Source organism: Acidovorax sp. A1169, assembly GCF_030704685.1.
GTDB lineage: Bacteria > Pseudomonadota > Gammaproteobacteria > Burkholderiales > Burkholderiaceae_C > Acidovorax.
The window spans coordinates 231,292-256,828 of record NZ_JAUZDX010000006.1; the positions used below are offsets into that span (position 1 = coordinate 231,292).

Genomic DNA, 25,537 nt, shown 5'->3' on the forward strand with positions numbered 1-25,537 from the left:
AAGATCCTGGGCAGGCTTTCAGCGGCATGCTTTGTTTTGGTTACGTTTTGATAAACAAGCAACCTTTGGTTAACATGGTGCTTTCGGCCACTGTGGGGATTGCCGATCGTGAGTTCACGCATTTTCCGGTGGCATTGCCGATGGGCGGGCTGGCTGGTGGGTGCCTTTTGGTCCCTGCTGCCGGTGGGCGCCAGCACTGCTGCGCCTGCGCGCGAGGTGCGGGTGGGTGTGTATGCCAACGAGCCCACCGTGTTCATGAACCAGCATGGCCGGCCCGCGGGCATCTTCGTGGATCTGCTCAACCTGGTGGCCGAGCGCGAGCGCTGGTCCGTGCGCTATGTGCCGTGCGAGTTGCGTGCATGCCTGGATGACCTGCACAACGGCCGCCTGGACCTGGTGCCCGACGTGCCGCGCACTCTGGCGCGCGAGGCGCAATTCGATTTCACCGCACAACCCATCGTGGACACCTGGTCCGAGGTGTACCGCCAGCCGTCCTCGCCGATCCAGTCGGTGCTGGACCTGGATGGCAAGCGCGTGGCCGTGCAGCGCGGCACGGTGCAGAAGGACCATTTCATGGCCCTCACGCGCCGCTATGGGCTGCAGGTCATGGTGGTGGAGGTGGATTCGCCCGACCAGGCCTTCAGCGCCGTGGGCAGCAAGAACGCCGAGGCGGCCATCACCAGCCACCTGTTCGGCAGTGCCCGTGCGCCGGGCCACGGTCTGGTGGATTCGGGCATTGTGCTGCAGCCAGGGGGGCTGTACATCGCCAGCGGCAAGGACCGCAACCCCGACCTGCTGGCCGCCATCGACAAGCGGGCCGCGCAGTGGCGCGATGGGTCAGATGCGTCGTATGCGCAGGTGATGCGCAGCTGGGCGGGCCGTCCGTCCGCCAGTGGCGCGGGGCGCCCTGTTCTGTGGGCCGTTGGCGCACTGCTGCTGGCAGGTGCGCTGGCGGTGCTGGCGGCCTTCGTACTGCGCCGCCGGGGGCGAGCACGCAGCCGGCACCTGTGGACCAGCGAGCACAAGCTGCGCACCATCCTCGACAGCGTGGGCGCCTTCATATACATCAAGGACGGGGAGCACCGCTACCAGTACGCCAACCAGCACATGCTGGCGTTGCTTCCCGATGCCGCAGGCGGCCTGATCGGGCAAGACGACAGCGCGATCTTCGACGAGGCGACTGTGCGCCAATTGACGGCCAATGACCGCCTGGTGCTGGAGCGCGGCGAGCGCATCGAGGTGGAGGAAACCAACACCTTCCACGATGGTTCGGTGCGTACCTACCTGTCGGTGAAGATGCCGCTGCGCCACAGCGACGGCCGCATCCATGCGCTGTGCGGTATTTCCACCGACATCACCGACCACCGGGGGGTCGAGGAATCGCTGCAGATCGCGGCCATCGTGTTCGAGTCGTTCGAGGGCATGGTGGTCACCGGGCCCGACCAGCGCATCATCCAGGCCAACACGTCCTACGCGCGGCTCACGGGCTACCCGGTGGAGGAACTGGTGGGCAAGACCCCGGCGCTGCTGCAGTCCGGCCGGCACGACCAGACCTTTTACCGGACGATGCAGGAGACGCTGCAGTCGGTGGGCTCCTGGCAGGGCGAGGTCTGGAACCGGCGCAAGGACGGCGAGGTGTACCCGGCCTGGATCACCGTCACCGCCGTGCGTTCGGCGCAGGGCGCCATCACGCACTACGTGGGTACCCAGACCGACATCTCCAGCCGCAAGGCGGCCGAGGACGAGATCCGCCTGCTGGCTTTCTACGACCCGCTTACCGGCCTGCCCAACCGGCGGTTGATGGCCGACCGGCTGCAGCACAGCCTGGCGGCCAGCGCCCGCACGGGTACCGGTGGTGCGCTGCTGTTCGTGGACATGGACAACTTCAAGGACCTGAACGACACCCAGGGCCATGAGATCGGCGACCAACTGCTGTGCCAGGTGGCGGCGCGCCTGGGCGGCTGCGTGCGCAACGGCGACACGGTGGCGCGCCTGGGCGGGGACGAGTTCGTGTTGCTGCTGGAGGGCCTGAGCGCGCTGCCGCACGAGGCGGCCTCGCAGGCCGAGATGGTGGGCCGCAAGGTGCTGCATGCGCTGGGGCAAAGCTACCAGCTGGGCGGCCATGCGCACCACAGCTCGTGCAGCATCGGCGTGACCTTGTATGCCGACCCGCACACCACGGTGGACGAGCTGCTCAAGCGCGGCGACATGGCCATGTACCAGGCCAAGGGGGCAGGGCGCAACACCCTGCGCTTCTTCGACCCCCGCACCCAGGCCGCCGTCACGGCGCGCACCGCGCTTGAGGCGGGCTTGCGGGAGGCGCTGCGCGAGGGCCAGTTCCTGCTGCACTACCAGCCGCAGATCGGTCAGTCGGAGGGGCTGGTGGGTGCCGAGGCCTTGCTGCGCTGGGAGCACCCGCAGCGCGGCCTGGTGTCGCCGGCCGAGTTCATCCCCGTGGCCGAGGCCTGCGGCCTCATCGTGCCCCTGGGCGCCTGGATCCTGCGCGCGGCCTGCCTGCAACTGGTGGAATGGGCGCGCAACCCGGCCTCGGCCCACTGGACGCTGGCCGTGAACGTGAGTGCGCTGCAGTTCAGGCACCCGCACTTCGTGGAAGAGGTGGTGGAGGTCCTCAAGAGCACGGGCGCCAACCCGGTGCGCCTGAAGCTGGAGCTGACCGAGTCGCTGCTGCTCGATGATGTGGAGGACATCATTCGCCGCATGACCACGTTGCGCGCCCTGGGCGTGCGCTTTTCGCTTGACGACTTCGGCACGGGCTATTCGTCGCTCAGCTACCTCAAGCGCCTGCCGCTGGACCAGCTCAAGATCGACCAGAGCTTTGTGCGCGACCTGCTTACCGACCCCAACGACGCCGCCATCGCCCGCACCATCGTCAACCTGGCCCACAGCCTGGACCTGGGCGTGATCGCCGAAGGGGTGGAAACCCCCGAGCAGCGCGACATGCTGGCCAGCGTGGGCTGCCTGCACTGGCAGGGCTACCTGTTCGGGCGGCCGGCGCCGGCCAGTGCCTTGTTGCGCATCGCAGAGCAGGTGGCCCTGCAGCCGTGAAGGCGCCTGGGGAGTTGGGGCAGGCCTTCAGCCGGGCTGGCGCCGTTTGACCTGCATCACCCCTTGGCTGCACGGCACTGCGGGGCGTGGCCTGGGCCCGGCAGTCCCTTGCGTTAAGCCTTATGCTCGGCGGCCATGGCACAAGTCACTTTCTCACCTCCTTTTACCGCGCCCTCAGAGACTGCGAATCAACTGCGCAGCGCCGGCTTTGCCGTGCTGTCGCCCGCCGATGTGGCGGCCTGGATGGGTTGCCCGCTCTCTGACCTGCTGGAACTCAACGCCGACTGGGCGGCCCTGCCGCCCGACGATTTCCTGAAGGACGGCGGGCGCTACCGCCGCCGGCGCCACGCCTGCTTCATGGTGCAGGATGGGCAGGCGCAGCAGGTGCCGCACCGCGCGCACTGGCAGCCGGTGGAATACAACGCCCTGCACGGCGGCATGGAGCGCTGGTTTGCGCCCATGGAGCCGGCCACGGTGGCGCTGCCCGTGTGGTCGCAGCTGCTGGCTGCGCTGGCCCGCGTCTCCGACGCCGTGTTTGCCGCACAGGGCAAGGCGCCACAGCCCTGGTTCGTGGAGGCGCACCAGTTCCGCATCGACACCGAAGGCGGCATCGGCCGGCCCACGCCCGAAGGCGCGCACCGCGACGGCGTGGACCTGGTTGCGGTTTTTCTGGTGGGGCGCGAGGGCATCAAGGGCGGCGAGACCCGCGTGTTCGAGGCCAACGGCCCGGGCGGCCAGCGCTTCACGCTCACCGAGCCGTGGTCCCTGCTGCTGCTGGACGATGCGCGCATGATCCACGAATCCACCCCCATCCAGCCCGTGGCCCCCGGTGGCTACCGCGACACGCTGGTGGTCACCTGCCGGCGCGGCGCGTTCCAGGGGGCGGACGTGGTGGGATAGGGGTCACCATCCTTGTCGGTGGGGGCGCGGGCGTAGGACAAGGCGTCGTCTTGCTGCAGAAATCGCTGGATCGACCGCCCGCCGTTTGATGCGCATCAAGATGCGATGTATGGTGTGGGTTCACACTGTCCTTCATCGCATCGCAGGCGGCACCCGGGACCGGGGGATTGGTGGTTCATACGGATTTGCATTCAATCGTATAACTAGGCGGTAAGCCGCAGACAGTGCTGTAGCACGGCAAGGCGAACCAACGAAGTTATACGGTTGAAGGAAAATCCGTATCAGGGCCTCGCCGAAGGTGCATTCAACACAAGGAGAAGACGCCATGTTCAAGCACATTCTGGTTCCCATCGATGGCTCCGACATCGCCACGCTGGCGGTGTCCAAGGCGGCAGAGCTGGCCAAGACCTTTGGCAGCGCCGTGACCGCCCTGTACGTGGTGGACCCGTATCCGTTCACCGGCGTCGGTGCCGATTTCGCCTATGGCCAGGCCCAGTACCTGAGCGCTGCCACGGCCGAGGCGAATACGGCACTGGACGCTGCTCGCACGGCCCTCACGGCGGCGGGCGTGCAGGTGACCACGGTGGTGGGCGAGGGCCATACCGTGCACGACGGCATCGTGAGCGCCGTGCTGAGCACGGGCGCCGACCTCATCGTCATGGGCTCGCACGGCCGCCGCGGGCTTGAAAAACTGGTGCTGGGCAGCGTCACCCAGCGCGTGCTGGGCGCGGTGCATGTGCCGGTGCTGGTCGTGAGGACTTGATCGCGCACCCTTTTAGCTTTTGAATGAAAAATGGCTCCCGAGGGAGCCATTTTCTTTGGTGAAATGCTTCGGGAGTCGCTACAAGCTCAGCGCAGCGGTCCTGGCTAGGCGTTTCGTCGCAGACAGTACTGAAAGTACGGCAAGACGGAACAACGACGCCAGGAGAGCTTTTAGCGGCTCCTATCCCATCACTCGATTTTGGTGCCGGAGGCTTCCACTATGCCCTTCCATTTGGCGTAATCGTTTTTCATCAAGGTACCGAACTGCGCAGCCGACGTGGCTTCGGGCTCGGCGCCCTGGGCCTGGATGGCGGCCTTCATGTCGGCGGTGGCCAGCAGCTTGTTGATCTCGGCGTTGAGTGCCGCGACCACGCTGGCGGGGGTGCCTGCGGGTGCGAACACGCCGTACCAGGTGCTCACGTCAAAGTCCTTGAAACCCGATTCGGCCACGGCGATCACGTCGGCCATGGTCTTGTACTTGGAGTTGGCGCTGGTGGCGATGACCACGGGCGTGTAGGCCACGTGGGCCACGGCGGTCAGGTCCTTGGTTGGGTCCCAGGGCAGCTTCTTGTACAGCCAGGGGCCGATGACCACGCTGTCCTTCTGGCCCATCACGATGGCCAGCCCTTCACGCCGTAGGCCGGCACCCTGTCTCCAGGCAGCCCCTTGCCGGGCCATGGCAAGGGGCTGGGCAATGTGCGCTCACGCGTACAAGCTATTTTTAACTAGGGGATTTCGCCACGACACTCAACCATCCGATTGCCTTGTCCACCCGCCACACCTTTGCTGCTATGGGCTGCCTGCTGCTGACTGCGGGCGCCTCTGCCAACGCCGCCGTGTGCCGCGTGAGCAGCACCGGCTCCGAGGCCGGCGACGGCAGCACTTGGGCTGCGGCCACGCTGCGGCAGACCGCGCTGGCCAGGCCCGGCTGCGATGAGATCTGGGTCCGGCAGGGTCCCTACAAGCCCACCGCTGGCGCAGACCGCACCATCGCATTCGCCATCAACCGCCCGCTCAAACTGTATGGCGACTTTGCCGGCACCGAGACCACGCTGGACCAGCGCAGCGCCGACAGCCGCCTCAAGGTGCTCTCGGGCGACATCGGCACGCCAGTGGTCAGCGCCGACAACAGCCACCATGTGGTCGTGATCGGCGGCCTCGGCAACGCGGCCGGAACGGCTGCAGGCATCTACCAGCCTGCTGACACGGTGATGGATGGGCTGAGCATCGTCCACGGCCGGGAAGACGCTGCCAGCCACGCCAGCGGCGCCGGCCTGCATTGCAACGGCGCGGGCAAGGGCCAGGTGTGCAGCCCCACCATTGCCAACGTCACCTTCCGCGGCAACGGGGCGCGCGACAATGGCGGTGCGCTGTACTCGCATGGCGCGGCTGGCGGCGTCAGCAGTCCCAGCATCACGCAGTCCACCTTCATCGGCAACGCGGTGGACGGCTACGGCGGCGCCATCGCCAGCTTCGGCCACACCGGCTCCAGCAGCCCCTCCATCGCGCAGTCGAAGTACATCGGCAACGCCTCGGGAGGCTACGGCGGTGCCGTCGCCAGCTATGGCAACGCCGGCACCAGCAGCCCGCGCATCACGCAGGCCACCTTCAGCGGCTATTCGTCCGGCGCCTATGGCGGCGCCATTGCCAGCTTGTCCAATTGCAGCGCTGGCGTGAGCCGCCTGGTGATCAGCCAGTCCACGCTGATCGGCAAAGCGTCCGAAGGCTACGGCGGCGCGCTGTCATCGCTCCACTTCGCGGGCGACGCGGGCCAGGTAGAGGTGGTGTTCTCCGTCATCTGGGGCAACATCTCCGTGCACAGCCAGCCGCTGGACACCCTCTACAACGGCAAGGCCATCGTGCAGGCCAGCATCCTGCAAGGCGGCTGCGCGGCCGGCCCCGACTGCGTGGGCGTGATCAACGCCGATCCCTCCCCCGGCAGCACCATGGCCGAGTGCGGCAACGGCAATCAGGCCCTGGTGCTGCTGCCAAGGACGCAGGCTGCGCTGCCCTGATACCGAGTTGCCTACAACCTTTCAAGGTCGTTGGGTCAGCCTGTAGCGCCAAAGCCCGATGTGAGGCTGCCTGACTGGTCCGCGAGGAGGCCGCCGGCTCCGCCGTGACTATTCGTTCGTGGCCGCCAACACCTCGGGCAGGTCGGTCAAGCCGGCCAGAACCTTGGCGATACCGTCCTGGCGCAGCGTGGTCATGCCGGATGCCCTGGCATCGGCCTGCAGCACGGCCGCACTCTCGCGGTGGCGCACGTGGGCGCGCACGGCCTCATCGGCAAGCATCAGTTCGTGGATGCCCAGCCGACCGTGGTAGCCATGCCCGTCGCAACGGTCGCAGCCATGGCGTCGATACAGCGTGACGCGCCCGTTGGCGCTGGCGTGGCGCTGGCGCCAGTTTGACACCAGCGAGGCGCGCCGATTGGCATCGGCTGCAGCGCTGGCGCCGAGGTATTGGCAGGCGAGATCGTCTAGTTCGCCATCCGTCGCCAGGTGAGGCTCGCGGCAGTGCAGGCACAGTCGCCGCACCAGCCGCTGCGCAAGGATGGCCAGCAAGGAGTCGGAGAAGTTGAACGGGTCCAGCCCAATCTCCAGCAGACGCGTGATGCTCTCGGGCGCCGAATTGGTGTGCAGCGTGGACAGGACCAGATGGCCGGTGAGCGAGGCTTCGATGGCGATGCGCGCAGTCTCTTCATCGCGCATCTCGCCGATCATGATCACGTCGGGGTCTGCGCGTAGGAAGGTGCGCATGGCGTTGGCAAAGGTCCAGCCGATGCGCGGATTCATCTGCACCTGGCGCAGGCCGTCCTGCGTGATCTCGATCGGGTCTTCGGCCGTCCATATCTTGCGGCCGTCGGTGTTGAGGTCGCGCAGCACCGAGTGCAGCGTGGTGGTCTTGCCGCAGCCGGTGGGCCCGCAGATGAGGATCAGGCCATAGGGCTTGGCTGATGCGACGCGCAGCAACCTCAGGTTGTCAGGGCTGAGGTCGATGCCGTCCAGCGGTATGGGTTTGAGCCCGCTCAGCAGACGCAACACCACGTCTTCAAGCCCGCGCGATGTGGGCACGGTGACTACACGCAATTCGACGTGCGGGCCGCCAAACCGGGAGAAGTCGATCTTGCCATCCTGCGGCTTGCGGTGCTCGGCAATGTCGAGGTCAGCCATGATCTTGATGCGCGCCACCACCGCAAAGCGCAGTTGCGGCGGCAGGTCGATCAATGGAACAAGTTCTCCATCGATGCGCAGGCGCACGCGCACCTGGCGTGGGGCGACAGCGGTCTCGATGTGAATGTCGGATGCGCGGCGGGCGATGGCATCCTGGATAATGGAATTGATCATTCGCACCAGGGTGTTGTCTGACTCCGAGACCACATCGGCATCATGCGTGCTGGTGGCATCCGCCGCCTCGCGCAGCTCGGTGGCAAGGGACTCCACCGAGGTCGACTTGCCGTCGCGTTGTGCTTCCCTGGAAAGGCGCGCTCCGTCGGCATGGGGTGCCGAATACGCACGGTGGATGGCGGGCATCAGCGTGCCGGGCACTGCCATCACCGCTACCACGCGGCGCTGCGTGAGAAAGCGCAGTTCGTCAAGCAAGGCCTTGTCCCAGGGGTCGGCCAGCAGCAGCACCAGGGCATCGTCGCGAAGCAGGAGCGGCAGCACCGACTCACGCTCGGCTACCGCGCGCGGGATCAGTGTCAGCGCTTCGGGTTCGCAAATAAGATCGCGCGGGTCGATGACCCGCACCCCCATCCATTGGGCCAGCGCCATGCGCAATTGCACCTCCGACAAGGCCCCCAGGGTGACCAGAATCTGCCCCAGCAACCGGTGCTTTCCCGGCTGGCGTTGAAGGTCGAGTGCGCGGTGCAGGGTGTCTCCATCGATCAGCCCACTCAGGCGAAGCGCCTCGCCCAGGCGAGATGCGCTTTCGACCCTGGGGCGGGCCGACTGCAGCAAGGCCCACAGGGCTTCTGGGTTGGCGGGCTGCGCGTGTGCTTCGGCTTGGGCCTCGGGCAGCAGATCGGGACATGTCGGACGCCCATCGGATTCGGCGTCGCAAGACGGTTGCAGCTGGACTGCCAAGAAGCTCTGCCTGCCGGCCATTCCTGTGCGTGATTCGTATGTCCCGGGCAATGGCGGCTGCGCGTCGGGCGTTGAAAATTGCGAAGGGGTCATGTGCTGGGCGGGGCCGGGAGCGTTCAATTCCTCAGCTTAGCGACTCCCCTTCCTGCCGACTTGATACGGATCAACTCGCCTGTGCACAGACAGGGCCGTTTTGGGCGCATATTCCGGCCCCGTGGCGCCAGCCGTTGGTGCCCACAGTTTGCGAGGGCGAAGTCGACAAAAAATGGCCCCCATCGGGAGCCATTTTTATCGGGAAGCGAACCGATTTACTCGATCTTCGCGCCTGAAGCTTCCACTATGCCCTTCCATTTGGCGTAATCGTTTTTCATCAAGGTACCGAACTGCGCGGCGGACATGGCTTCGGGCTCGGCGCCCTGGGCCTGGATGGCGGCCTTCATCTCGGCGGTGGCCAGCAGCTTGTTGATCTCGGTGTTCAGGGCCGTTACCACGCTGGCCGGCGTGCCGGCGGGCGCGAACACGCCGTACCAGGTGCTCACGTCGAAGCCCTTGAAGCCCGATTCGGCCACGGTGGGTACGTCGGGCAGGGACGAGCTGCGCTTGGCCGAGGTCACGGCCAGGGCACGCAACTTGCCCGACTTGAGCTGGCCCATGGCCGAGGGCACGGAGGACATCAGCAGGTCCACGTTGCCGGCCAGTGCATCCATGAGGGCCGGGTTCGATCCCTTGTAGGGGATGTGGCTGAGCTTCACTCCCGCGGCCTTCTCGAACAGGTCGCCCGCCAGGTGGATGGAGGTGCCGTTGCCGGGCGAGCCGTAGGTGACGGTGCCGGGCGCTGCCTTGGCGGCGGCGATCACGTCGGCCAGGGTCTTGTACTTGGAGTTGGCGCTGGTGGCGATGACCACGGGTGTATAGGCCACGTGGGCCACGGCGGTCAGGTCCTTGGTGGGGTCCCAGGGCAGGTTCTTGTACAGCCAGGGGCCGATGACCAGGTTGTCCTTCTGGCCCATCACGATGTCATAGCCCGTGGGCGCGGCCTTCACGGCCTCGCCGATGCCGATGGTGCCGCCGGCGCCGGCTTTGTTGTCGGCCACCACCGTCCACTTGGCGCTTTCGGTGAGCTTGGTGGCCACCAGGCGCGAGAGGATGTCGGTGCCGCCACCGGGCGGGAAGGGCACGATCAGGCGGATGGGCTTGTTGGGGTAGGCGGCGGCAGGGGCGGGTGCCTGCGCATGCGCGGTGGCACCCAGGGCAAGGGCCAGCGCGCTGAAGGAAATCAGGGTGCGAATCATGGTGAAAGATGTCTCCGTCGGTTCAATGGTTGGGGCGGCCGCTTCAGGCGCGCTCCACTCTGCTGATCTGGGCCAGCACCTGTGGATGATCGCTGATCCTCCACAGGGCCGGCCTTGCCAATACGGGGTGGCAGCATCGCCACCCGCGATGGCAGGTGTCAGAGGCGTTCGAAAATCGCCGCAATGCCCTGGCCGCCGCCGATGCACATCGTCACCAGCGCATAGCGCCCCTGCACGCGCTGCAGTTCGTGCAGAGCCTTCACGGTGATCAGCGCGCCAGTGGCCCCGATCGGGTGGCCCAGCGAGATGCCCGAGCCATTGGGATTGACCTTGGCCGGGTCCAGGCCCAGGTCCTTGGTCACGGCGCAGGCCTGGGCAGCAAAGGCCTCGTTGGCCTCGATCACGTCCAGGTCGTTCACCGTGAGGCCGGCTTTCTTGAGCGCCAGCTGCGTGGCCGGCACCGGGCCGATGCCCATGTACTTGGGGTCCACGCCTGCGTGGGCATAGGCCACCAGCCGCGCCAGGGGCTTGGCATCGCGCGCCTTGGCGGCGCCGGCTTCCATCAGCACCAGGGCGGCTGCGGCGTCGTTGATGCCCGAGGCATTGCCAGCCGTCACCGTGCCGTTTTCCTTGAGGAACACGGGCTTGAGCTTGGCCATGTCCGCGAGGGTTGCGCCGGGGCGAAAGTGCTCGTCGGTGGCGTACTGCACGTCGCCCTTCTTGCTCTTCAAGGTGACGGGCACGATCTGGTCCTTGAACAGGCCTGCCTCGGTCGCGCGCTCGGCGCGGTTGTGGCTTTCCACGGCCAGTTGGTCCTGGTCTTCGCGGCTGATGCCCCACTTGGCGGCGATGTTCTCGGCCGTCACCCCCATGTGGATGTTGTGGAAGGGGTCGTGCAGCGCGCCCATCATCATGTCCACCATCTTCGTGTCGCCCATGCGCGCGCCCCAGCGCATGTTCAGGCTGGCAAAGGGGGCACGGCTCATGTTCTCGGCACCGGCGCCGATGGCCACGTCGGTGTCGCCCAGCAGGATGGACTGGCTGGCGTTCACGATGGCCTGCAGGCCCGAGCCGCACAGGCGGTTGACGTTGTAGGCTGGCGTGCCTTCACCGCAGCCGCCGTTGATGGCGGCCACGCGCGAGAGGTACATGTCCTTGGGTTCGGTGTTCACCACGTGGCCGAACACCACATGGCCCACATCCTTGCCTTCCACGTTGGCGCGCGCGAGCGATTCGCGCACCACGAGGGCGCCCAGTTCGGTGGGCGGAATGTCCTTGAGGCTGCCGCCAAAGGTGCCAATGGCGGTGCGCACTGCGCTGACGACGACGACTTCACGGGTCATGGGAGTGTCCTTTCTTCTGGAGGGCGGTCTGTTGGTTCTATTGAGCGTCTCTTACATCGGCGACCGGGTTGGTGCCGAAGTCTGCGCGGTCCAGCCAGGCGAGCACGCGGGTAGCGGCGTCGGCAGGCGATGTGAGCTGGCCACCGGTCTTGAGGTTGGCGAAATTCTCGCGGTCCGGGAACGCCTCGGGGGCGGCGCCGCGAAGTTGCACCTGCATGTCGGTGTCGATCACACCGGGTGCCAAGGAGCAGACCTTGGCGCCATGGGGCTTGTGGGCCTCGTCCAGCGCCACGCAGCGCGTGAAATGGTCCATGCCGGCCTTGGCCGCGCAGTAAGCCGCCTGCGAGGCCATGGCGCGCCGGCCCAGACCCGAGGAGATGTTGAGCACCTTGCGTGCGGTGGCATCCCAACCCCCGGTGGCGCCCAGAAAGGCGGCCGTGAGCTGCATGGGCGATTCCAGGCCCACACGCAGGGCGTTGGCCAGGTCACCCGGGTCACTGTCCGATAGCGGGGCGATGCGCGGGATGGTGCCGGCGTTGTTGATCAGCGTGGCGCTGGCAAAGCGGCCCGGAGCCTGCGCGGCCAGCCAGTCTTTCAGGCGGGCGGCGGCCTGCTCGCCCTGCGACAGGTCTTGCTGCCACTGCTCCAGTGTGGCACCCGAGGCCTTGGCGGCGGCGGTCAGCGCGTCCTGGGTGTTGCGGGCCAGGCAGACGAGGGTGTTGGCCGGGCCTTGCAGCAATTGCTCGGCCATGGCCAGGCCCATGCCGCGCGAGGCGCCAGTGAGGATGAAGAGGTGTTGGGGTTGGGACATCCCGCCATCGTACTGCGCCCCGCCTGGTTCTATGGCGCAGTCGGGGATTCCAGCGCCGCCAACAGCAGGGTCAGCTTGGCGTCGAGCGCCGCCAGATCAGCCGTCTTGAGCGGCGCGAGGATACGGTGCTCGTTGGTCACGTGGGCTTCCACCGCGCGGTCGATCAGGGCCAGCCCTGAGGGGGTGAGCTGCACCAGCATGCTCCGCGCATCGTCGGGGTTGGGCAGGCGCACCACAAAGCCGCTGGCCTCGAGCTTGTGCATGCGGTGCGTCATGGTGCCCGAGGTAACCATCAGCGTGGAGAACAGGGTGGTCGGCGCCAGGCAATAGGGCGCGCCCGAGCGGCGCAGCGTGGCCAGCATGTCGAACTCCCAATAGCTCAGGCCGAACTCGGCAAAGGTGTCGTCGAGCCGGCGCTGCAGCAGGGCCGCGCAGCGCTTGATGCGCCCGATGGGGCCCATGGGTGCCACATCCAGGTCGGGGCGCTCGCGGTGCCACTGCGCCAGGATGGCGTCCACGGCATCGGGTGTGCGTTGGGGTGGGGGCATGGCAGCTTGAGTTGTCTTGATTTCAAGATTTTATGTTAGAGTTATTTATCTTGATGTGAAGATAAAAAATGCCTGAGAAAACCCACCGCATAGCCTGGGGCGATGTGCTCCTGACCGCGCTGGCGCCCACCATCTGGGGCTCCACCTACATCGTCACCACCGAGCTGCTGCCGCCGGACCGGCCCTTCACGGCCGCGCTGCTGCGCACCCTGCCTGCCGGCCTGCTGCTGGTGTTGTGGTGCCGCCAGGCGCCGGCCTTGCGCGATGGGGCCGGCTGGGCGCGCTTGCTGCTGCTGGCGGCGCTCAACATCGGCTTCTTCCAGGCGCTGCTGTTCGTTGCGGCCTACCGGCTGCCCGGTGGCGTGGCCGCTGTGGTGGGCGCGATCGGACCGCTGCTCATGATGGGGCTGACCTGGGCGGTGGACCACCGGCGCCCGCCCGCGCTTGCCATGGGGGCCGGGGCATTCGGGGTGGCGGGCATGGCGGCGCTGCTGCTGTCGCCCGGATCGGCATGGGACATGGTGGGCGTCGCGGCCGCGCTGGCGGGCACGGTGTGCATGGCCTTCGGCACCTTTCTCGCGCGGCGCTGGCAGTCGGGCGGCCTGCCGGTGCTGGCCTTCACGGGCTGGCAATTGCTGGCCGGCGGCGCCATGCTGCTGCCCGTGGCCTGGGCCGTGGACCCGCCACTGCCCGCCCTCACGGCCGTGCAGGTGGGCGGCTATGCCTACCTGAGCATCGCCGGCGCGCTGCTGGCCTATGCGCTGTGGTTCCGTGGCGTGGCGCGGCTGCCGTCGGTGGCCGTGTCGTCGCTGGGCCTGCTGAGCCCGCTGGCGGCTGTGCTGCTGGGTTGGGCGCTGCTCGGGCAGGCCCTGCGCGGCACGTCTCTGGTGGGCGTGGTGGTGGTGCTGGCCAGTATCCTGGCCGTGCAGTGGGCCATGGCGCGGCAGGCCCCGGTCGCCACTGCGGCTTAGAAATCGGGCGCCAGATGGAACTGCAAAGGTTCGCTGGTGGCCGGGTGCGCCAGTGCCAGGTCGCTCGCATGCAGCAGCAGGCGCGGCGCCAGGGCCTGCGTGGCGGCATCGGCATACAGCGCATCGCCCAGGATGGCATGGCGCACGGCGGCCAGGTGCACGCGCAACTGGTGGGTACGGCCGGTCACGGGCTCGAGCAGAACACGCGTGGTGTTGGCCGCGGCATCATGGGCATCGGCGCACCAGCGCGTGAGGCTGGGCTTGCCCAGAGTGGCATCGATCACCCGCAAGGGGCGGCGCTCCCAGTCGGCAGCGATCGGCAGGTCGATCTCGGCCCAGGTGCCGTCACCGGCTTGGCCCATGTGCCCTTGCACCACCGCCACGTAGCGTTTGTGCACCTGGCGCTGCTCGAAGGCCAGGCCCAGCCGGCGTTGCGCGTCGATGTGCCGTGCCATGAGCACCAGGCCCGAGGTGGCCTGGTCCAGCCGGTGCACGATGAGCGCGCCGGGCCAGCGCTGCTGCGCGCGGGCGCTCAGGCAGTCCTGTTTGTCCGGCCCGCGGCCGGGCACGCACAGCAGGCCCGCAGGCTTGTGCAGCACCAGGATGTCCGCGTCCTCATGCACTGCGTGCACGGGCAGTGCGCCGCCTTCAGCTGGCGCCATGGCCATGGATGAGCCGGTGCACGGTGGCCACCAGTTCTTCCACATCGTTGGGCTTGTGGATCAGCGCGTTGGCGCCTTCGGCCATGGCGGCCTGTTCGATCTCGGTGGTCACGTAGCCCGAGGCCAGGGCCACCGGCAGGTCGGGGCGTATCTGGCGTGCCTCGCGCACAAGGTCGGTACCGACAAAGCCGGGCATGTTGTAGTCGGTCACCAGCAGGTCGTAGCGCTGTGGGTCGGCCCGCAGTGCCGCGCTGGCTTCGTGCGGGTCGGTGTAGCCGCTCACCTCGTAGCCGCGGCGGCGCAGCAGGCGCTGCACCAGAAAGACCAGGGCCTGGTCGTCGTCCACGTACATCACGTGGGGCTTGCGCTGGTCGATCTGTGCCGTGGCCTGTGGCGCGGGCGCAGGCGGCGGTACCAGTGCTGGCGCCGCCTCGGCGCTGCCGGGTGCCACAGGGAAGTACAGCGTGAAGCGGCTGCCGTGGCCCGGGATGCTGCTCACGTCCACCGCGCCTTCGTGCGTGCGCATCACCCCATGCACCACGGCCAGGCCCAGGCCCGTGCCCTGGCCCACGGGCTTGGTGGTGAAGAAGGGCTCGAAGATGCGCTGCAGTGTGGCCGCCTCGATGCCGGGCCCGTTGTCGCGCACTGCGAGGGCCACGTAGTGGCCTTCCGCCAGGCCCAGGCGCTCACCCAGGCGCTTGTCGGGCTGCACGGCGGCGGCTTCCACGTGGATGCTGCCGCGCGCACTGCCGATGGCGTGGACGGCATTGGTGCACAGGTTGAGCAGGGCCTGCTCGACCTGGGTGGCGTCGGCCAGCACCGGGGGCAGGTCCAGCGGCAGTTGCATGTGCAGCTCGATGGCGGGGGGCAGGGTCACGCGCAGCAGGCGCTCGGTGTCGTGCACCACCTCGCCCAGCGGCACGGCGGTGCGCTGCGGCGGCTCGTTGCGGCTGAATGTCAGGATCTGGCGCACCAGGTCGCGCGCGCGGCGCCCGGCCTTGTCGATCTCGCGCAGGCTCTCCAGCGCGGGCGAGCCCGGTGCGCTGTCGGCCTTGGCCAATTCCACATTGCCCAGGATGGCGCCGAGGATGTTGTTGAAATCGTGCGCGATGCCTCCGGCCATGGTGCCCACGGCCTGCATTTTGTGCGATTCGCGCAGCTGCGCTTCCAGCTCGGTGCGGTGCGCCTCGGCCTTCTTGCGGCCCGTGAGGTCGCGCGCGAACACGGTGGTGGTCTCGCCCTCGGCATGGCGCTCAAACGAGACGCTCACCTCCACCGCGAGCTCCTTGCCGCTGGCCGTGAGCGCCGTCATTTCGCCCAGCATGGCCTGCGTGGTGAGCTGCGCAAACGACAGGCCCTGGGCCGCACCGGGCAGAAAGCGTTCGAGCGGGCTGCCCAGCGCATCGCTGGCGCTGCACTGGAACAGCGCCGCCGCCGTCGGGTTGAACACAGTGATGCGCTGGTGCTGGTCCACGCAGATGATGGCGTCGAGCGCCGAGTTGATCACCGCCTCCAGCCGCTTCTCGCTGGCGTACAGCTGTTCGTTGCGCTGCTGCAGGGCCTGCGCGCTGTGCTGCAGCGCCCGGCGCTCGGTGAGCAGCGGGCCCTGGTCGATCACCGCGCACAGGTACTGCGACACGGGCGGGCCACCGCCGGCCTGCGGTGCCTCGATGTGGGCGATGTGCAGGTCGCCCTTGATGCGCAGTTCCTCCCCGATGTCGAAAACCACCTCGTTCACCTCGCTGCGCCCCAGGTTCTCGGCCTGCGCGAAGGCGTTGTGCACGCGGTCCACGTCGCCCGCGCTCACAAAGGGCATCAGGGCGCTGAGAGGGCGGTCGCGTTCCGTGGGTTGGAACGAGCGGTGCGCCATGGAATTGGCCTGCACCACCATGTCGTGCTCGTCGATCACCATCAGCGCCAGCGGCATGCTGGCGAACAGGGTCTCGAAGCGCTCCGAGGCGCTCTCGGCCACGGCCTGGCTGTAGCGCAGCACCTTGTTCTGGCTCTCCAGCTCGGCCTGGTAGGCGCGCAGGTCGGCCACCAGGCCCCCGGCGGGGCTGTCGGTGGACGCCAGCGCATCGTCCGCGGCCACACCAGGTGCGGGCGAACGCCGGGAGGGATCCAGGAAAGACAGGTCCGGTTCACTCATGGACAAAAAGCGATCAACAAGGCCGGCGCACGCAAGGGGCATGCGCCATACCGGGCAGGGGGTGGAGCAATAAACAAGTGTAAGCCTCTCCCCGGAACCCCCATACCGCGCATGGATGGGGCGATTGTTGACGGAATAGGAACAATCCTTTTCCCGTGCAGGGCTTACTGAACAAGCGGTCAGTACCTACAGTTCATCCACTGGCATTTCGGTGCCGCCAATCCACCTATGACACCAAGGAGCCTTTGTCATGACCACAGCCACCCAGACCCCCGCAGCCAACGAACTGCTCGATAAACTGCAATGGCGCTATGCCGCCAAGAAGATGAACGCCGACAAGAAGGTCCCCCAGGACAAGGTCGAGCGCATCCTCGAAGCCGCCCGGCTGGCGCCCACCTCCAGCGGCCTGCAGCCGTTCGAGATCATCGTGGTGACCGACCCCGCAGTGCGCGCCCGCATCCAGCCAATCGCCTGGAACCAGGCGCAGATCACCGACGGCTCGCACCTGCTGGTCTTTGCTGCCTGGGACAACTACACGGCCGAGCGCATCAACATGATGTTCGACCTGACCAACGAACAGCGCGGCTTCAAGAACGAAGGCTGGGAAAACTATCGCCAGATGCTGCTGGGCATGTACCCCCAGCGCGATGCCGAAGTGAACTTCCAGCACGCCGCCCGCCAGGCCTACATCGGCCTGAGCGCTGCCCTGATCGCCGCCGCCTTCGAGGGCGTGGACTCCACGCCCATGGAAGGTTTCGACCCCAAGGCCCTGGACGAAATCCTGGACCTGGGTGCGCGCAACTTGCGCAGCGTGGCCATCTTGCCGCTTGGCTACCGTGCCGACGAAGGCGACTGGCTGGTGAACCTCAAGAAGGTGCGCCGTCCCCGCGAACAGTTCATCACCGAGGTGTAAGTCCCGCGCCTGCCCACCATGGGCCGGCCTCTCCCCGGTTGCATTTCTCTCCTCCGCCGTCTCCTTGACGTTGATCCGCCCGCCACATACCGTGGTGGGCGGTTTTTTTTGCGGTGGATCAACGTGCCGCAGCGGGCGCATCGGTCACCTGGCGCAGCGGCGTGAGCACGAAGGCCAGCGCCACCAGCACCACCAGCGTGCCGCCGCTGGCCGCAAACAGCTGGGTGAGGGTGATGCTCTTCATCAGCCAGCCGGTCACCGCTGCCGAGATGGGGGCCAGGCCCATGAAGATGAACATGAACAGGCTCATCGCCCGGCCGATCAGCGCCGGGGGCACGCGCTGCTGGATCCAGGTGAACACGCGCACCTGCATGAAGCCGCCCAGCAGGCCGATGGCCAGCATCAGCGCCGCGCCCTGCCACACCGCGTTGATCATGCCCATGGGGATGAACAAGAGGCCGATGACGGCGTCGAACACCAGGATGGTCAGCCCCAGGCTGCCCACCCGCAGGCGCGGGAACATGCCCGAGGCCACCATGCCCGCCAGCGTGCCCGCGCCATGGGCACCCAGCATGGTGCCGAAGGCGGCCGCGCCCAGCGCGGGGGTGCTGCTGGCCAGCACCGGAATTGCGATGTGGATGGGGCCCATGATGAACAGCGCGATGGCACTCCAGTAGAGGAAGCAGGTGCGCAGCTCGCGGTCGCGCCAGAAGTGCACCAGGCCCTGCGCCACGGATGCCAGCACGGCCTGCGGCACGGCAACAGGTGCTTGGGGCGAGGGCGCAGCGGCGGCCAGCGTCTGCACCTTGGCCAGCGTCCAGGCCGAGACGCCGAAGCTCAGCGCATTGAGCGCAAAGGCCAGGCCGATGCCGGTGGCGTTGGCCCTGGAGTCGGCCGAGCTGCCGCTGCTTCCATCGCCGAACAGCACGATCAGCAGGCCCGCGAGCAGCGGGCCCAGGAACATGGCGAGCTGGCGCAGGCCCAGGGCGATGCCGTTGGCCGCCTGCAACTGTGCGCGCGGCACCACATGCGGCATCAGCGAGGTGCCGGCCGGGATGCTGAAGGCCGTGGCCAGGCCAATCGCCAGCGACAGCGCGTAGACCATCCACAGTGTGAGCGCGCCGGTGAGCACCAGGCCGCTGAGCAGCGCCAGCAGCACCAGGTTGACGTACTTGGTGAGCATCAGCACCTCTTTGGGCGAGTGGCGGTCCACCAGCGCGCCACCGATCAGGATGAACAGCGCGCGCGGCACGCTCATCAGGGCCAGCACGGTGCCCAGCACCAGCGTGTCGCCGGTCATCTGCAGCACCAGCCAGGGCAGGGCGATCAGCGTGAACTGGTCGCCCAGCATGGTCAGCGCGGAGCCGACGGTCAGCCAGCGGAAGTTGGGGTCGCGTAACAGCGCCGCGCGCGGGTCGGCGGGCGGGCTCGCCAGGGATTCAGTGGGCATGGAAGGGTTCTCCGGAAGAATGGATGGGCCGGTAACGGCGCCCGTTGAGGAGCGCGCCGATGGCCGTGGAACGGACAAGAAAGTGGTAGCTCACCAGGCACACGGCGGTGGTGGCAGCCACGTTGATCAGCATCTTGGCCAGCGCGGGCAGGGGCAGGCCGTACAGCAGCGCGCCAAAGGCTATGGTCAGGGGCAGGTGCACCAGGTACAACCAGTAGGAGCTGTCGGCCAGCCAGGCCAGCCATGCACGGCGGCCCTGCACATGGCGCAGGAAGATGCCGATCAGCGCAAAGCTCCACAGCCACGACGCGGTGTTGTAGGCCAGGGCGATGGCAAACAGCAGCGGCTGCGGGCCGGTGCCGGGCTGTGTGGCGGCTTCGGTCAGCACGCCCGTGGCCAGGAACAGGGCGAAGGCCGAGGCCTCGGGGTGCGCCAGCGTTTCCATGAGGATGCCCGTCAGCAGAAAGCAGACGCCACCCGCCGCCGCATACAGCGGCCAGTGCCGCAGCCAGTGGGCGAACAGGCGCTCACGCAGCAGGAACACGCCGGTGCCGAACACGAAGAACAGCCCGTTGTGCAGCCATTCGGCCAGCGGTGGGAGGAAGGAGCCGTTCGGCGTCAGGACCCCGTTGGGGTAGCTGCTGCCCAGCCAGGCCAGTGGCAGCGCCAGCACGGCGCACCCCCAGGGCGCTTCCCCCAGGTGGGTGACGACCGCCGCCAGGGCCGCGTGCACCCGGTGGGGCAGCCGGGCCATGACCCAGTGCAAGGGCACCGAGAACACGCTGAACCACAGCAGCATCCACAGAAACCACAGGTGCATGGTGGAGGGGCCCTTGGGCACGCCCGGGCTGGGTGGCAGCAGGCTCCTGTCCAGCCCCCAGGTGCCGCGCGCCATGCGGTGCAGGAACAGGAGGGCCAGCAGCCCGCAGACAGCAAACAGCAGCGGCCAGAAAATGGCGAACGGCAATGCCAGGCGGCGCAGGCGGTGGTGCAGCATGCCCGCAGCACCCTTGCGGCGCACCATCAGCGCCACGAAGAAGCCTGCAAGCAGGAAGAACACAGGCATGCGGAACGCATGGATGAACGCCGTCACAAAATCCGCCACGGGTGTCGAGCGGTCATCGTGCCAGGGCAGGGGCGATGGGGACACCAGGTGGATCACCGCCACGTGCAGCACGATGCCCAGCCACATCATGGTGGCGCGCAGGTTGTCCAGGGCGTGCAGGCGGTCGGCAGGGGTGTCGTCGGCGGGTGTCATGTGTCGGTCCAGGGTGTCTGGGGTCCGACTGTGGGCCCTCACGTTGCGTGAGGGTCAAGCGTTTTCAGCGCTTTTTTGGCAAACGCGATGCCTGCTCTGCTGGGGCCGCATGCGCCAGCACCCCGAGCAGGTAGGTGCGCACCGCCTGGCTCAGCGGAGCGCCGGCCCGCAGCAGTGGCTCCTGGGCCGATGCGGTGAGCAGTTTCTCGCGCAGCACGGGGTCGTTGCCGGTCAACTGCGCGAACAATGCGTCCCAGCGCAGTGCGGCGGTGATCGCTTCCGGTTGGTCGCAGGGTACACCCCCGGCCAGAAGCTGCTGCACGTCCTGCTCCAGCTGTTCCCACTGCGTGTGGGGCACATGCCCCAGCCGGCGCAGGTCGTCGCGTGTCAGGTACTTTTCGAGCAGCGCCATGCGCAGCTTGATCGCCGTCTCGACGAACTCGATCATGTCGCCGGGCGGCGCATGGTTGCGCCCCTGGGTGCTGGGCTCGGTGCGGAACATATGGCCCCAGCGGTCCAGCAGGTCGATGTCGCCACCCATCCAGTACAGCATGAGCGCCATCCAGCGGTAGGCGAGCGCCTGCACCTCGGGCGTGTCCACCGCCTGGCCCCGGTCCATGGCGCTGCGCACCAGGTCCTTGAGGACCAGCCAATCGGCCTCGATCAGGCTCCAGTTCGTGAAGATCTGCTTGAGCTCGGCCGAGCTGAAGTACTTTCCGTAGGTGGTCATCAGCGCCAGGGCTTCGAGCCAGTTGCCCATGTCGGGCTCGGCTCCTGCCATCAGACCGTCGCGCAGCATGGCCAGCCGCCCGCGCAGTTCGGTGGCCTGCAGGATCTGCTGGTCGAGCGCGCGGATCTGCTGGCCGATGATGCGCTCGGGGGCCATGCCTTCGCCCGCCAGCAGCTCGCCGATGTCGCTGAGCGCCAGGCCCATCTGGCGCATGGTCTGGATGCCGTGCAGGCGCTGCACGTCGGCCTGGCTGTACAGGCGGTAGCCGGCCTCGGAGCGGCCCGAGGGCGCCAGCAGCCCGATCTCGTCGTAGTGGTGCAGGGTGCGCACCGTGAGGCCGGTGCGCCGGGCCAGTTCGCCAACCTTCAGCAGCATGTGGCAGGGGCCCGCGCGCCGGTCACTTACTTGCCGACGGAAATCAGTTCGATCTCGAAGTTCAGCGTGGCGTTGGGCGGGATCAAGCCGCCGGCACCGTTGGCACCGTAGGCGATAGCGGGCGGGCAGGTCAGCTTGGCCTTGCCGCCGGGCTTCATGCGCTGCACGCCTTCGGTCCAGCAGGGGATCACGCGGTTCAGCGGGAAGGACGTGGGCTCGCCGCGCTTGTAGGAGCTGTCGAATTCTTTGCCGTCGAGGAAGGTGCCCTTGTAGTGCACCTTGACGGTGTCAGTGGCCTTGGGCGATTCGCCCGTGCCGTCCTTGAGCGATTCATAGACCAGGCCGCTGGCCGTGGTGACGGGCTTGGCGGCTTGCTGGGCCAGGGCGGCGGGGGCGATCACGAGGCTGGCGAGCAGCAGACACAGGGTATTGCGCAAGGGGTTCTCCTGAATATTTTGGACAGGCGCGATCTTAGTCGTGTTCTTGTGGGTGTCCGTTCTCTGTTGTTTCGGTGGTTGCTGCTGTTTCTTTGCCGAGGGCGGAGGCCGGGATGTGCGCCCGGCGGCGCAGTAGCTTTCTCTTGCGTCGCCAAGAGAAAGTCACCAAAGAGAAGGCGACCCCCAGTCTGCGTCCCCCATCGCCCGGTGGGCGATGGGGGCAACCTGCGATGCTCGGATCTGTGGTGGTGCCGATGAACTCGCTGCGTTCTTTGAACTTCGCTCAAACAGCATCGGCAAGCTAGAGCACGAAGTGCGTGTGTCCTTCGGCACACGCACCCACCCCAGCTCCTGCGCTTCTCGGCGCAGCCAGCAGGGGTAGGGAGCGGGGACAAACACGGCTGCTGCTGCGCAGCTGCGCCTGGTGTCGGTTACGCGCTGCGCGCTGCCGACATGTTGGGCGCGATCGCTCTGCCCAGGCCAAGCGCAGCGAGGCGGCTGGGGCCGAGCGAAGCAATGGCCCGAGTGGAGCCCGCTCCCACCCCCTTCTGACCGTGCCGAGAAGCGCAGGGCCTGGGGTGAGCGCGTGCCGAAGGACACGCGCATCGTGAACTGACTCACCGCGGTTGTCCGAGCGGAGTTCGCCCGAAGGGGGAACGCAGCGAGTTCCGCGGTGCACCCCAGGACCGAGCATCGCAGGCTGCCCCACTCGCCGTCAGGCGAGTGGGGACACGGGCAGCGGGGTCGCCTTCTCTTTGGTGACTTTCTCTTGGCGACGCAAGAGAAAGTTACTGCGCCGCCGGGCGCACATCCCGGCCTCCGCCCTCAACACAGGCAAGGAAGCAACAGAAGACCCCTGCCGCGCAAGATCAAGCGTAGTCGCTGACCGGAATGCAACTGCACGCCAGATTGCGATCCCCCCACACATTGTCCACCCGCCCCACAGGCGACCAGTATTTGGCACTGCGCAGAGCAGCCACAGGATAGGCCGCCGTCTCACGCGAGTACGGACGTGTCCACTCGCCGGTGAGCAGGCTCTCCGCCGTGTGCGGCGCGTTCTTGAGGGGGTTGTTGTCCTGCGGCCAGGCGCCGGCTTCGATCTGGCGGATCTCTTCGCGGATGGCGATCATCGCGTCGATGAAGCGGTCGATCTCGAACAGCGTCTCGCTCTCGGTGGGCTCCACCATCAGCGTGTTGGGCACCGGGAAGCTCAGCGTGGGCGCGTGAAACCCGTAGTCGATCAGGCGCTTGGCGACATCCTCGGCCATCACGCCGCTGGTGTCCTTCAACTGGCGCAGGTCCAGGATGCACTCGTGGGCCACATGGCCGTTGGCGCTGGCGTACAGCGTGGGGTAGTGGTCCTTGAGGCGCGCGCTGATGTAGTTGGCCGAGAGGATGGCGGTTTCGGTCGCGGCCTGCAGGCCTTCGGCGCCCATCATGCGGCAGTACATCCAACTGATGGGCAGCACGGCGGCATTGCCCAGGGGGGCTGCCGACACGGCGCCCACGCCGCCAGGCACACCGCCCGTGGCATGGCCCGGCAGGTAGGGCACGAGGTCGGCCACTACGCACACGGGGCCCACGCCGGGGCCGCCACCGCCGTGGGGGATGCAGAAGGTCTTGTGCAGGTTCAGGTGGCTCACGTCGCCGCCGAACTCGCCGGGCGCGGCCACGCCGACCAGGGCGTTCATGTTGGCACCGTCCACGTACACACGGCCACCATGCTGGTGCACCAGGGCGCACAGCTCCTTGACCTGGGTTTCGAACACGCCGTGCGTGCTGGGGTAGGTGATCATCACCGCCGCCAGATTGGCGCTGTGCTGCTCGCACTTGGCCTGCAGGTCCGCCATGTCCACGTTGCCATTGGCGTCGCAGGCCGTCACCACCACCTGCATACCCACCATCTGCGCGCTGGCGGGGTTGGTGCCGTGCGCGCTGCTGGGGATCAGGCAGATGTTGCGGTGGCCATCACCCTGCGCTTCATGGTAGGCCTTGATGGCCAGCAGGCCTGCGTACTCGCCCTGCGAGCCGGCATTGGGCTGCAGACTGATGCCGGCGTAGCCCGTGGCCTGGCACAGCCAGGCGCGCAACTGCTCATCGAGCTCGCGGTAGCCTTCGAGTTGGTCGGCCGGGGCGAAGGGGTGCACCTGGGCGAATTCGGGCCAGGTGATGGGGATCATCTCGCTCGTCGCGTTGAGCTTCATGGTGCAGCTGCCAAGCGGGATCATGCTGCGGTCCAGCGCCAGGTCCTTGTCGGACAGCTGGCGGATGTAGCGCAGCATGCCGGTTTCGCTGTGGTGGGTGTTGAACACCGGGTGCGTGAGGTAGGCGCTCGTGCGGCGCATCTCGGCCGGGATCAGCGGCTCCACGCCCTTCTCGAATGCGTCGAAGGTCGGCAGGGCTTGGCCGTCCTTGGCGAAGATCTTCCACAGCAGCGCGATGTCGGCGCGCGTGGTGGTCTCGTCCAGCGAGATGCACAGGTAGTTCTCGAAGTACACACGCAGGTTGGCGCCCAGCTTCACCGCGCGCGCAGCGATGGCCGCAGTGGTGCCATCGGTCTTGAGCGTCAGCGTGTCGAACGTGGCCTGGGGGCGCACGGGCGCGCCCAGTTGTTCCAGGCCCTTGGCCAGGATGGCGGTGTAGCTGGCTACGCGCTGGGCGATGCGCTTCAAGCCCTCGGGGCCGTGGTACACGGCGTACATGCTGGCCACCACGGCCGGCAGCACCTGGGCCGTGCAGATGTTGGAGGTGGCCTTTTCGCGGCGGATGTGCTGCTCGCGCGTCTGCAGCGCCAGGCGGTAGGCGGGCTTGCCATGCACGTCTACGCTCACCCCGACCAGGCGGCCGGGCAGGGAGCGCTTGAACTCGTCGCGGCATGCCATGTAGGCGGCGTGCGGGCCACCGGCACCCATGGGCATGCCAAAGCGCTGGGTGGTGCCGACCACGATGTCGGCGCCCCATTCGCCGGGGGCGGTGATCAGGGTCAGCGCCAGCAGGTCGGCTGCGGCGATGAAGGCGGCATGCTTGCCATGGGCCTTTTCCACGTCGGCACGCAGATCGTCGATGCGGCCGCTGGTGGCGGGGTACTGGGCCAGCACGGCGAAATACTCGCCGTCCAAAGCGGCGTCCCATTCGGGCGCGGAATTGGCCAGCACCACCTCGATGTTCAGCGGTTTGGCGCGGGTCTGGATGACCTCGATGGTCTGCGGGTGCGCATCACCGGCGACGATGAAGCGATTGCTCTTGGATTTGACGGAGCGCTTGGCCAGCGTCATGGCCTCGGCCGCGGCTGTGGCCTCATCGAGCATGGAGGCGTTGGCAATCGGCATGCCGGTCAGGTCGCAGACCATGGTCTGGAAGTTGACCAGAGCCTCCATGCGGCCCTGCGAGATCTCGGCCTGGTAGGGCGTGTAGGCCGTGTACCAGGCCGGGTTCTCCAGGATGTTGCGCAGGATCACGCCCGGCGTGTGCGTGCCGTAGTAGCCCTGCCCGATGAAGCTCCTCAGGACCTGGTTCTTGTTGGCCATGGTCTTGAGCTCTGCCAGGGCCGCCGCTTCCGTCACGGGCAGCGGCAGGTCCATGGCCGTGCTGCGTGCAATCGAGCGCGGCACGATGCTTTCGATGAGGGCGCGGCGCGAGGCCTCGCCGATCACCGACAGCATGTGCGCCTCGTCGGCCGCATCGATGCCGATATGGCGGGGCAGGAATTCGGTGGCGTTTTCGAGCGCGCCGAGCGGCAGGGCGGATTGCATCAACATGGGGCAGGTCTCAGGCTTCGTCAG

Annotated in this window: 18 protein-coding genes and 1 pseudogene; 6 read left to right on the top strand and 13 right to left on the bottom strand. The window is 67.4% G+C overall.

Features of this window, described 5'->3' with window-relative positions:
• The first annotated feature begins 108 nt into the window (after positions 1-108).
• From QYL93_RS12910 to QYL93_RS12920, 3 genes are all read left to right on the top strand, one after another.
• Entirely contained in the window at positions 109-3,066 is a 2,958-nt protein-coding gene (locus QYL93_RS12910) for an EAL domain-containing protein (protein WP_305743995.1), read from the top strand.
• A gap of 135 nt (positions 3,067-3,201) precedes the next feature.
• A complete protein-coding gene (locus QYL93_RS12915) occupies positions 3,202-3,966 on the top strand; it encodes a 2OG-Fe dioxygenase family protein (RefSeq protein ID WP_305743996.1) in 765 nt (254 codons plus the stop codon).
• Between the two features lie 325 nt (positions 3,967-4,291).
• On the top strand, positions 4,292-4,729 hold the full coding sequence (locus QYL93_RS12920; protein ID WP_305743997.1) for a universal stress protein: 438 nt from the start codon (positions 4,292-4,294) through the stop codon (positions 4,727-4,729).
• Between the two features lie 188 nt (positions 4,730-4,917).
• Here QYL93_RS12920 and QYL93_RS12925 read toward each other — a convergent pair.
• Positions 4,918-5,355: pseudogene (locus QYL93_RS12925) on the bottom strand (Bug family tripartite tricarboxylate transporter substrate binding protein); the annotation flags it as partial.
• Positions 5,356-5,492: 137 nt separating this feature from the next.
• On the opposite strand from QYL93_RS12925, the gene QYL93_RS12930 reads away from it, so the two are divergent.
• Positions 5,493-6,743 carry a hypothetical protein gene (locus QYL93_RS12930; protein ID WP_305743998.1) on the top strand — a complete coding sequence of 417 codons (1,251 nt, stop codon included), beginning with the start codon at positions 5,493-5,495 and terminating at the stop codon, positions 6,741-6,743.
• 108 nt (positions 6,744-6,851) lie between these two features.
• Here the strand turns inward: QYL93_RS12930 and QYL93_RS12935 are convergent, their stop codons facing one another.
• The 5 genes from QYL93_RS12935 to QYL93_RS12955 all read right to left on the bottom strand — a co-directional run bounded on the left by QYL93_RS12935 (position 6,852) and on the right by QYL93_RS12955 (position 12,810).
• Positions 6,852-8,816, bottom strand: a complete 1,965-nt coding sequence (locus tag QYL93_RS12935; RefSeq protein ID WP_305743999.1) for a GspE/PulE family protein — start codon at positions 8,814-8,816, stop codon at positions 6,852-6,854.
• A gap of 308 nt (positions 8,817-9,124) precedes the next feature.
• The gene (locus tag QYL93_RS12940; protein ID WP_305744000.1) at positions 9,125-10,108 is read right to left on the bottom strand and encodes a tripartite tricarboxylate transporter substrate binding protein; all 984 of its coding nucleotides are present in this window, start codon (positions 10,106-10,108) and stop codon (positions 9,125-9,127) included.
• 158 nt (positions 10,109-10,266) lie between these two features.
• Complete coding sequence (gene bktB, locus QYL93_RS12945; protein WP_305744001.1) at positions 10,267-11,451, bottom strand: beta-ketothiolase BktB; 1,185 nt, start codon at positions 11,449-11,451, stop codon at positions 10,267-10,269.
• A 37-nt stretch (positions 11,452-11,488) separates the two neighbouring features.
• On the bottom strand, positions 11,489-12,262 hold the full coding sequence (locus QYL93_RS12950) for an SDR family NAD(P)-dependent oxidoreductase (RefSeq protein ID WP_305744002.1): 774 nt from the start codon (positions 12,260-12,262) through the stop codon (positions 11,489-11,491).
• 29 nt (positions 12,263-12,291) lie between these two features.
• Entirely contained in the window at positions 12,292-12,810 is a 519-nt protein-coding gene (locus tag QYL93_RS12955; protein ID WP_305744003.1) for a MarR family winged helix-turn-helix transcriptional regulator, read from the bottom strand.
• A 68-nt stretch (positions 12,811-12,878) separates the two neighbouring features.
• On the opposite strand from QYL93_RS12955, the gene QYL93_RS12960 reads away from it, so the two are divergent.
• Complete coding sequence (locus QYL93_RS12960; protein WP_305744004.1) at positions 12,879-13,781, top strand: EamA family transporter; 903 nt, start codon at positions 12,879-12,881, stop codon at positions 13,779-13,781.
• On the opposite strand, the gene QYL93_RS12965 is transcribed toward QYL93_RS12960, so the two are convergent.
• Positions 13,778-14,449, bottom strand: a complete 672-nt coding sequence (locus QYL93_RS12965; RefSeq protein WP_305744005.1) for an RluA family pseudouridine synthase — start codon at positions 14,447-14,449, stop codon at positions 13,778-13,780. The two genes, QYL93_RS12960 and QYL93_RS12965, sit on opposite strands and share 4 nt — an antisense overlap.
• Positions 14,430-16,592, bottom strand: coding sequence for an ATP-binding protein (locus QYL93_RS12970; protein ID WP_305744006.1), 2,163 nt, complete (start codon positions 16,590-16,592; stop codon positions 14,430-14,432). The genes QYL93_RS12965 and QYL93_RS12970 overlap by 20 nt, the downstream gene beginning before the upstream one ends.
• 250 nt (positions 16,593-16,842) lie before the next feature.
• Between QYL93_RS12970 and QYL93_RS12975 the strand changes: the two genes are divergently transcribed.
• The gene (locus QYL93_RS12975; protein WP_305744007.1) at positions 16,843-17,505 is read left to right on the top strand and encodes an NAD(P)H-dependent oxidoreductase; all 663 of its coding nucleotides are present in this window, start codon (positions 16,843-16,845) and stop codon (positions 17,503-17,505) included.
• A gap of 118 nt (positions 17,506-17,623) precedes the next feature.
• Here the strand turns inward: QYL93_RS12975 and QYL93_RS12980 are convergent, their stop codons facing one another.
• The 5 genes from QYL93_RS12980 to gcvP all read right to left on the bottom strand — a co-directional run bounded on the left by QYL93_RS12980 (position 17,624) and on the right by gcvP (position 25,513).
• Positions 17,624-18,955, bottom strand: a complete 1,332-nt coding sequence (locus QYL93_RS12980; RefSeq protein ID WP_305744008.1) for an MFS transporter — start codon at positions 18,953-18,955, stop codon at positions 17,624-17,626.
• Complete coding sequence (locus QYL93_RS12985) at positions 18,945-20,213, bottom strand: acyltransferase family protein (RefSeq protein ID WP_305744009.1); 1,269 nt, start codon at positions 20,211-20,213, stop codon at positions 18,945-18,947. The genes QYL93_RS12980 and QYL93_RS12985 overlap by 11 nt, the downstream gene beginning before the upstream one ends.
• Positions 20,214-20,277: 64 nt before the next feature.
• Positions 20,278-21,318, bottom strand: coding sequence for a MerR family transcriptional regulator (locus QYL93_RS12990; RefSeq protein WP_305744010.1), 1,041 nt, complete (start codon positions 21,316-21,318; stop codon positions 20,278-20,280).
• Positions 21,319-21,344: 26 nt separating this feature from the next.
• Complete coding sequence (locus QYL93_RS12995) at positions 21,345-21,755, bottom strand: FKBP-type peptidyl-prolyl cis-trans isomerase (RefSeq protein ID WP_305744011.1); 411 nt, start codon at positions 21,753-21,755, stop codon at positions 21,345-21,347.
• Positions 21,756-22,624: 869 nt separating this feature from the next.
• On the bottom strand, positions 22,625-25,513 hold the full coding sequence (gcvP, locus tag QYL93_RS13000) for an aminomethyl-transferring glycine dehydrogenase (RefSeq protein ID WP_305744012.1): 2,889 nt from the start codon (positions 25,511-25,513) through the stop codon (positions 22,625-22,627).
• Between the last annotated feature and the right edge of the window lie 24 nt (positions 25,514-25,537).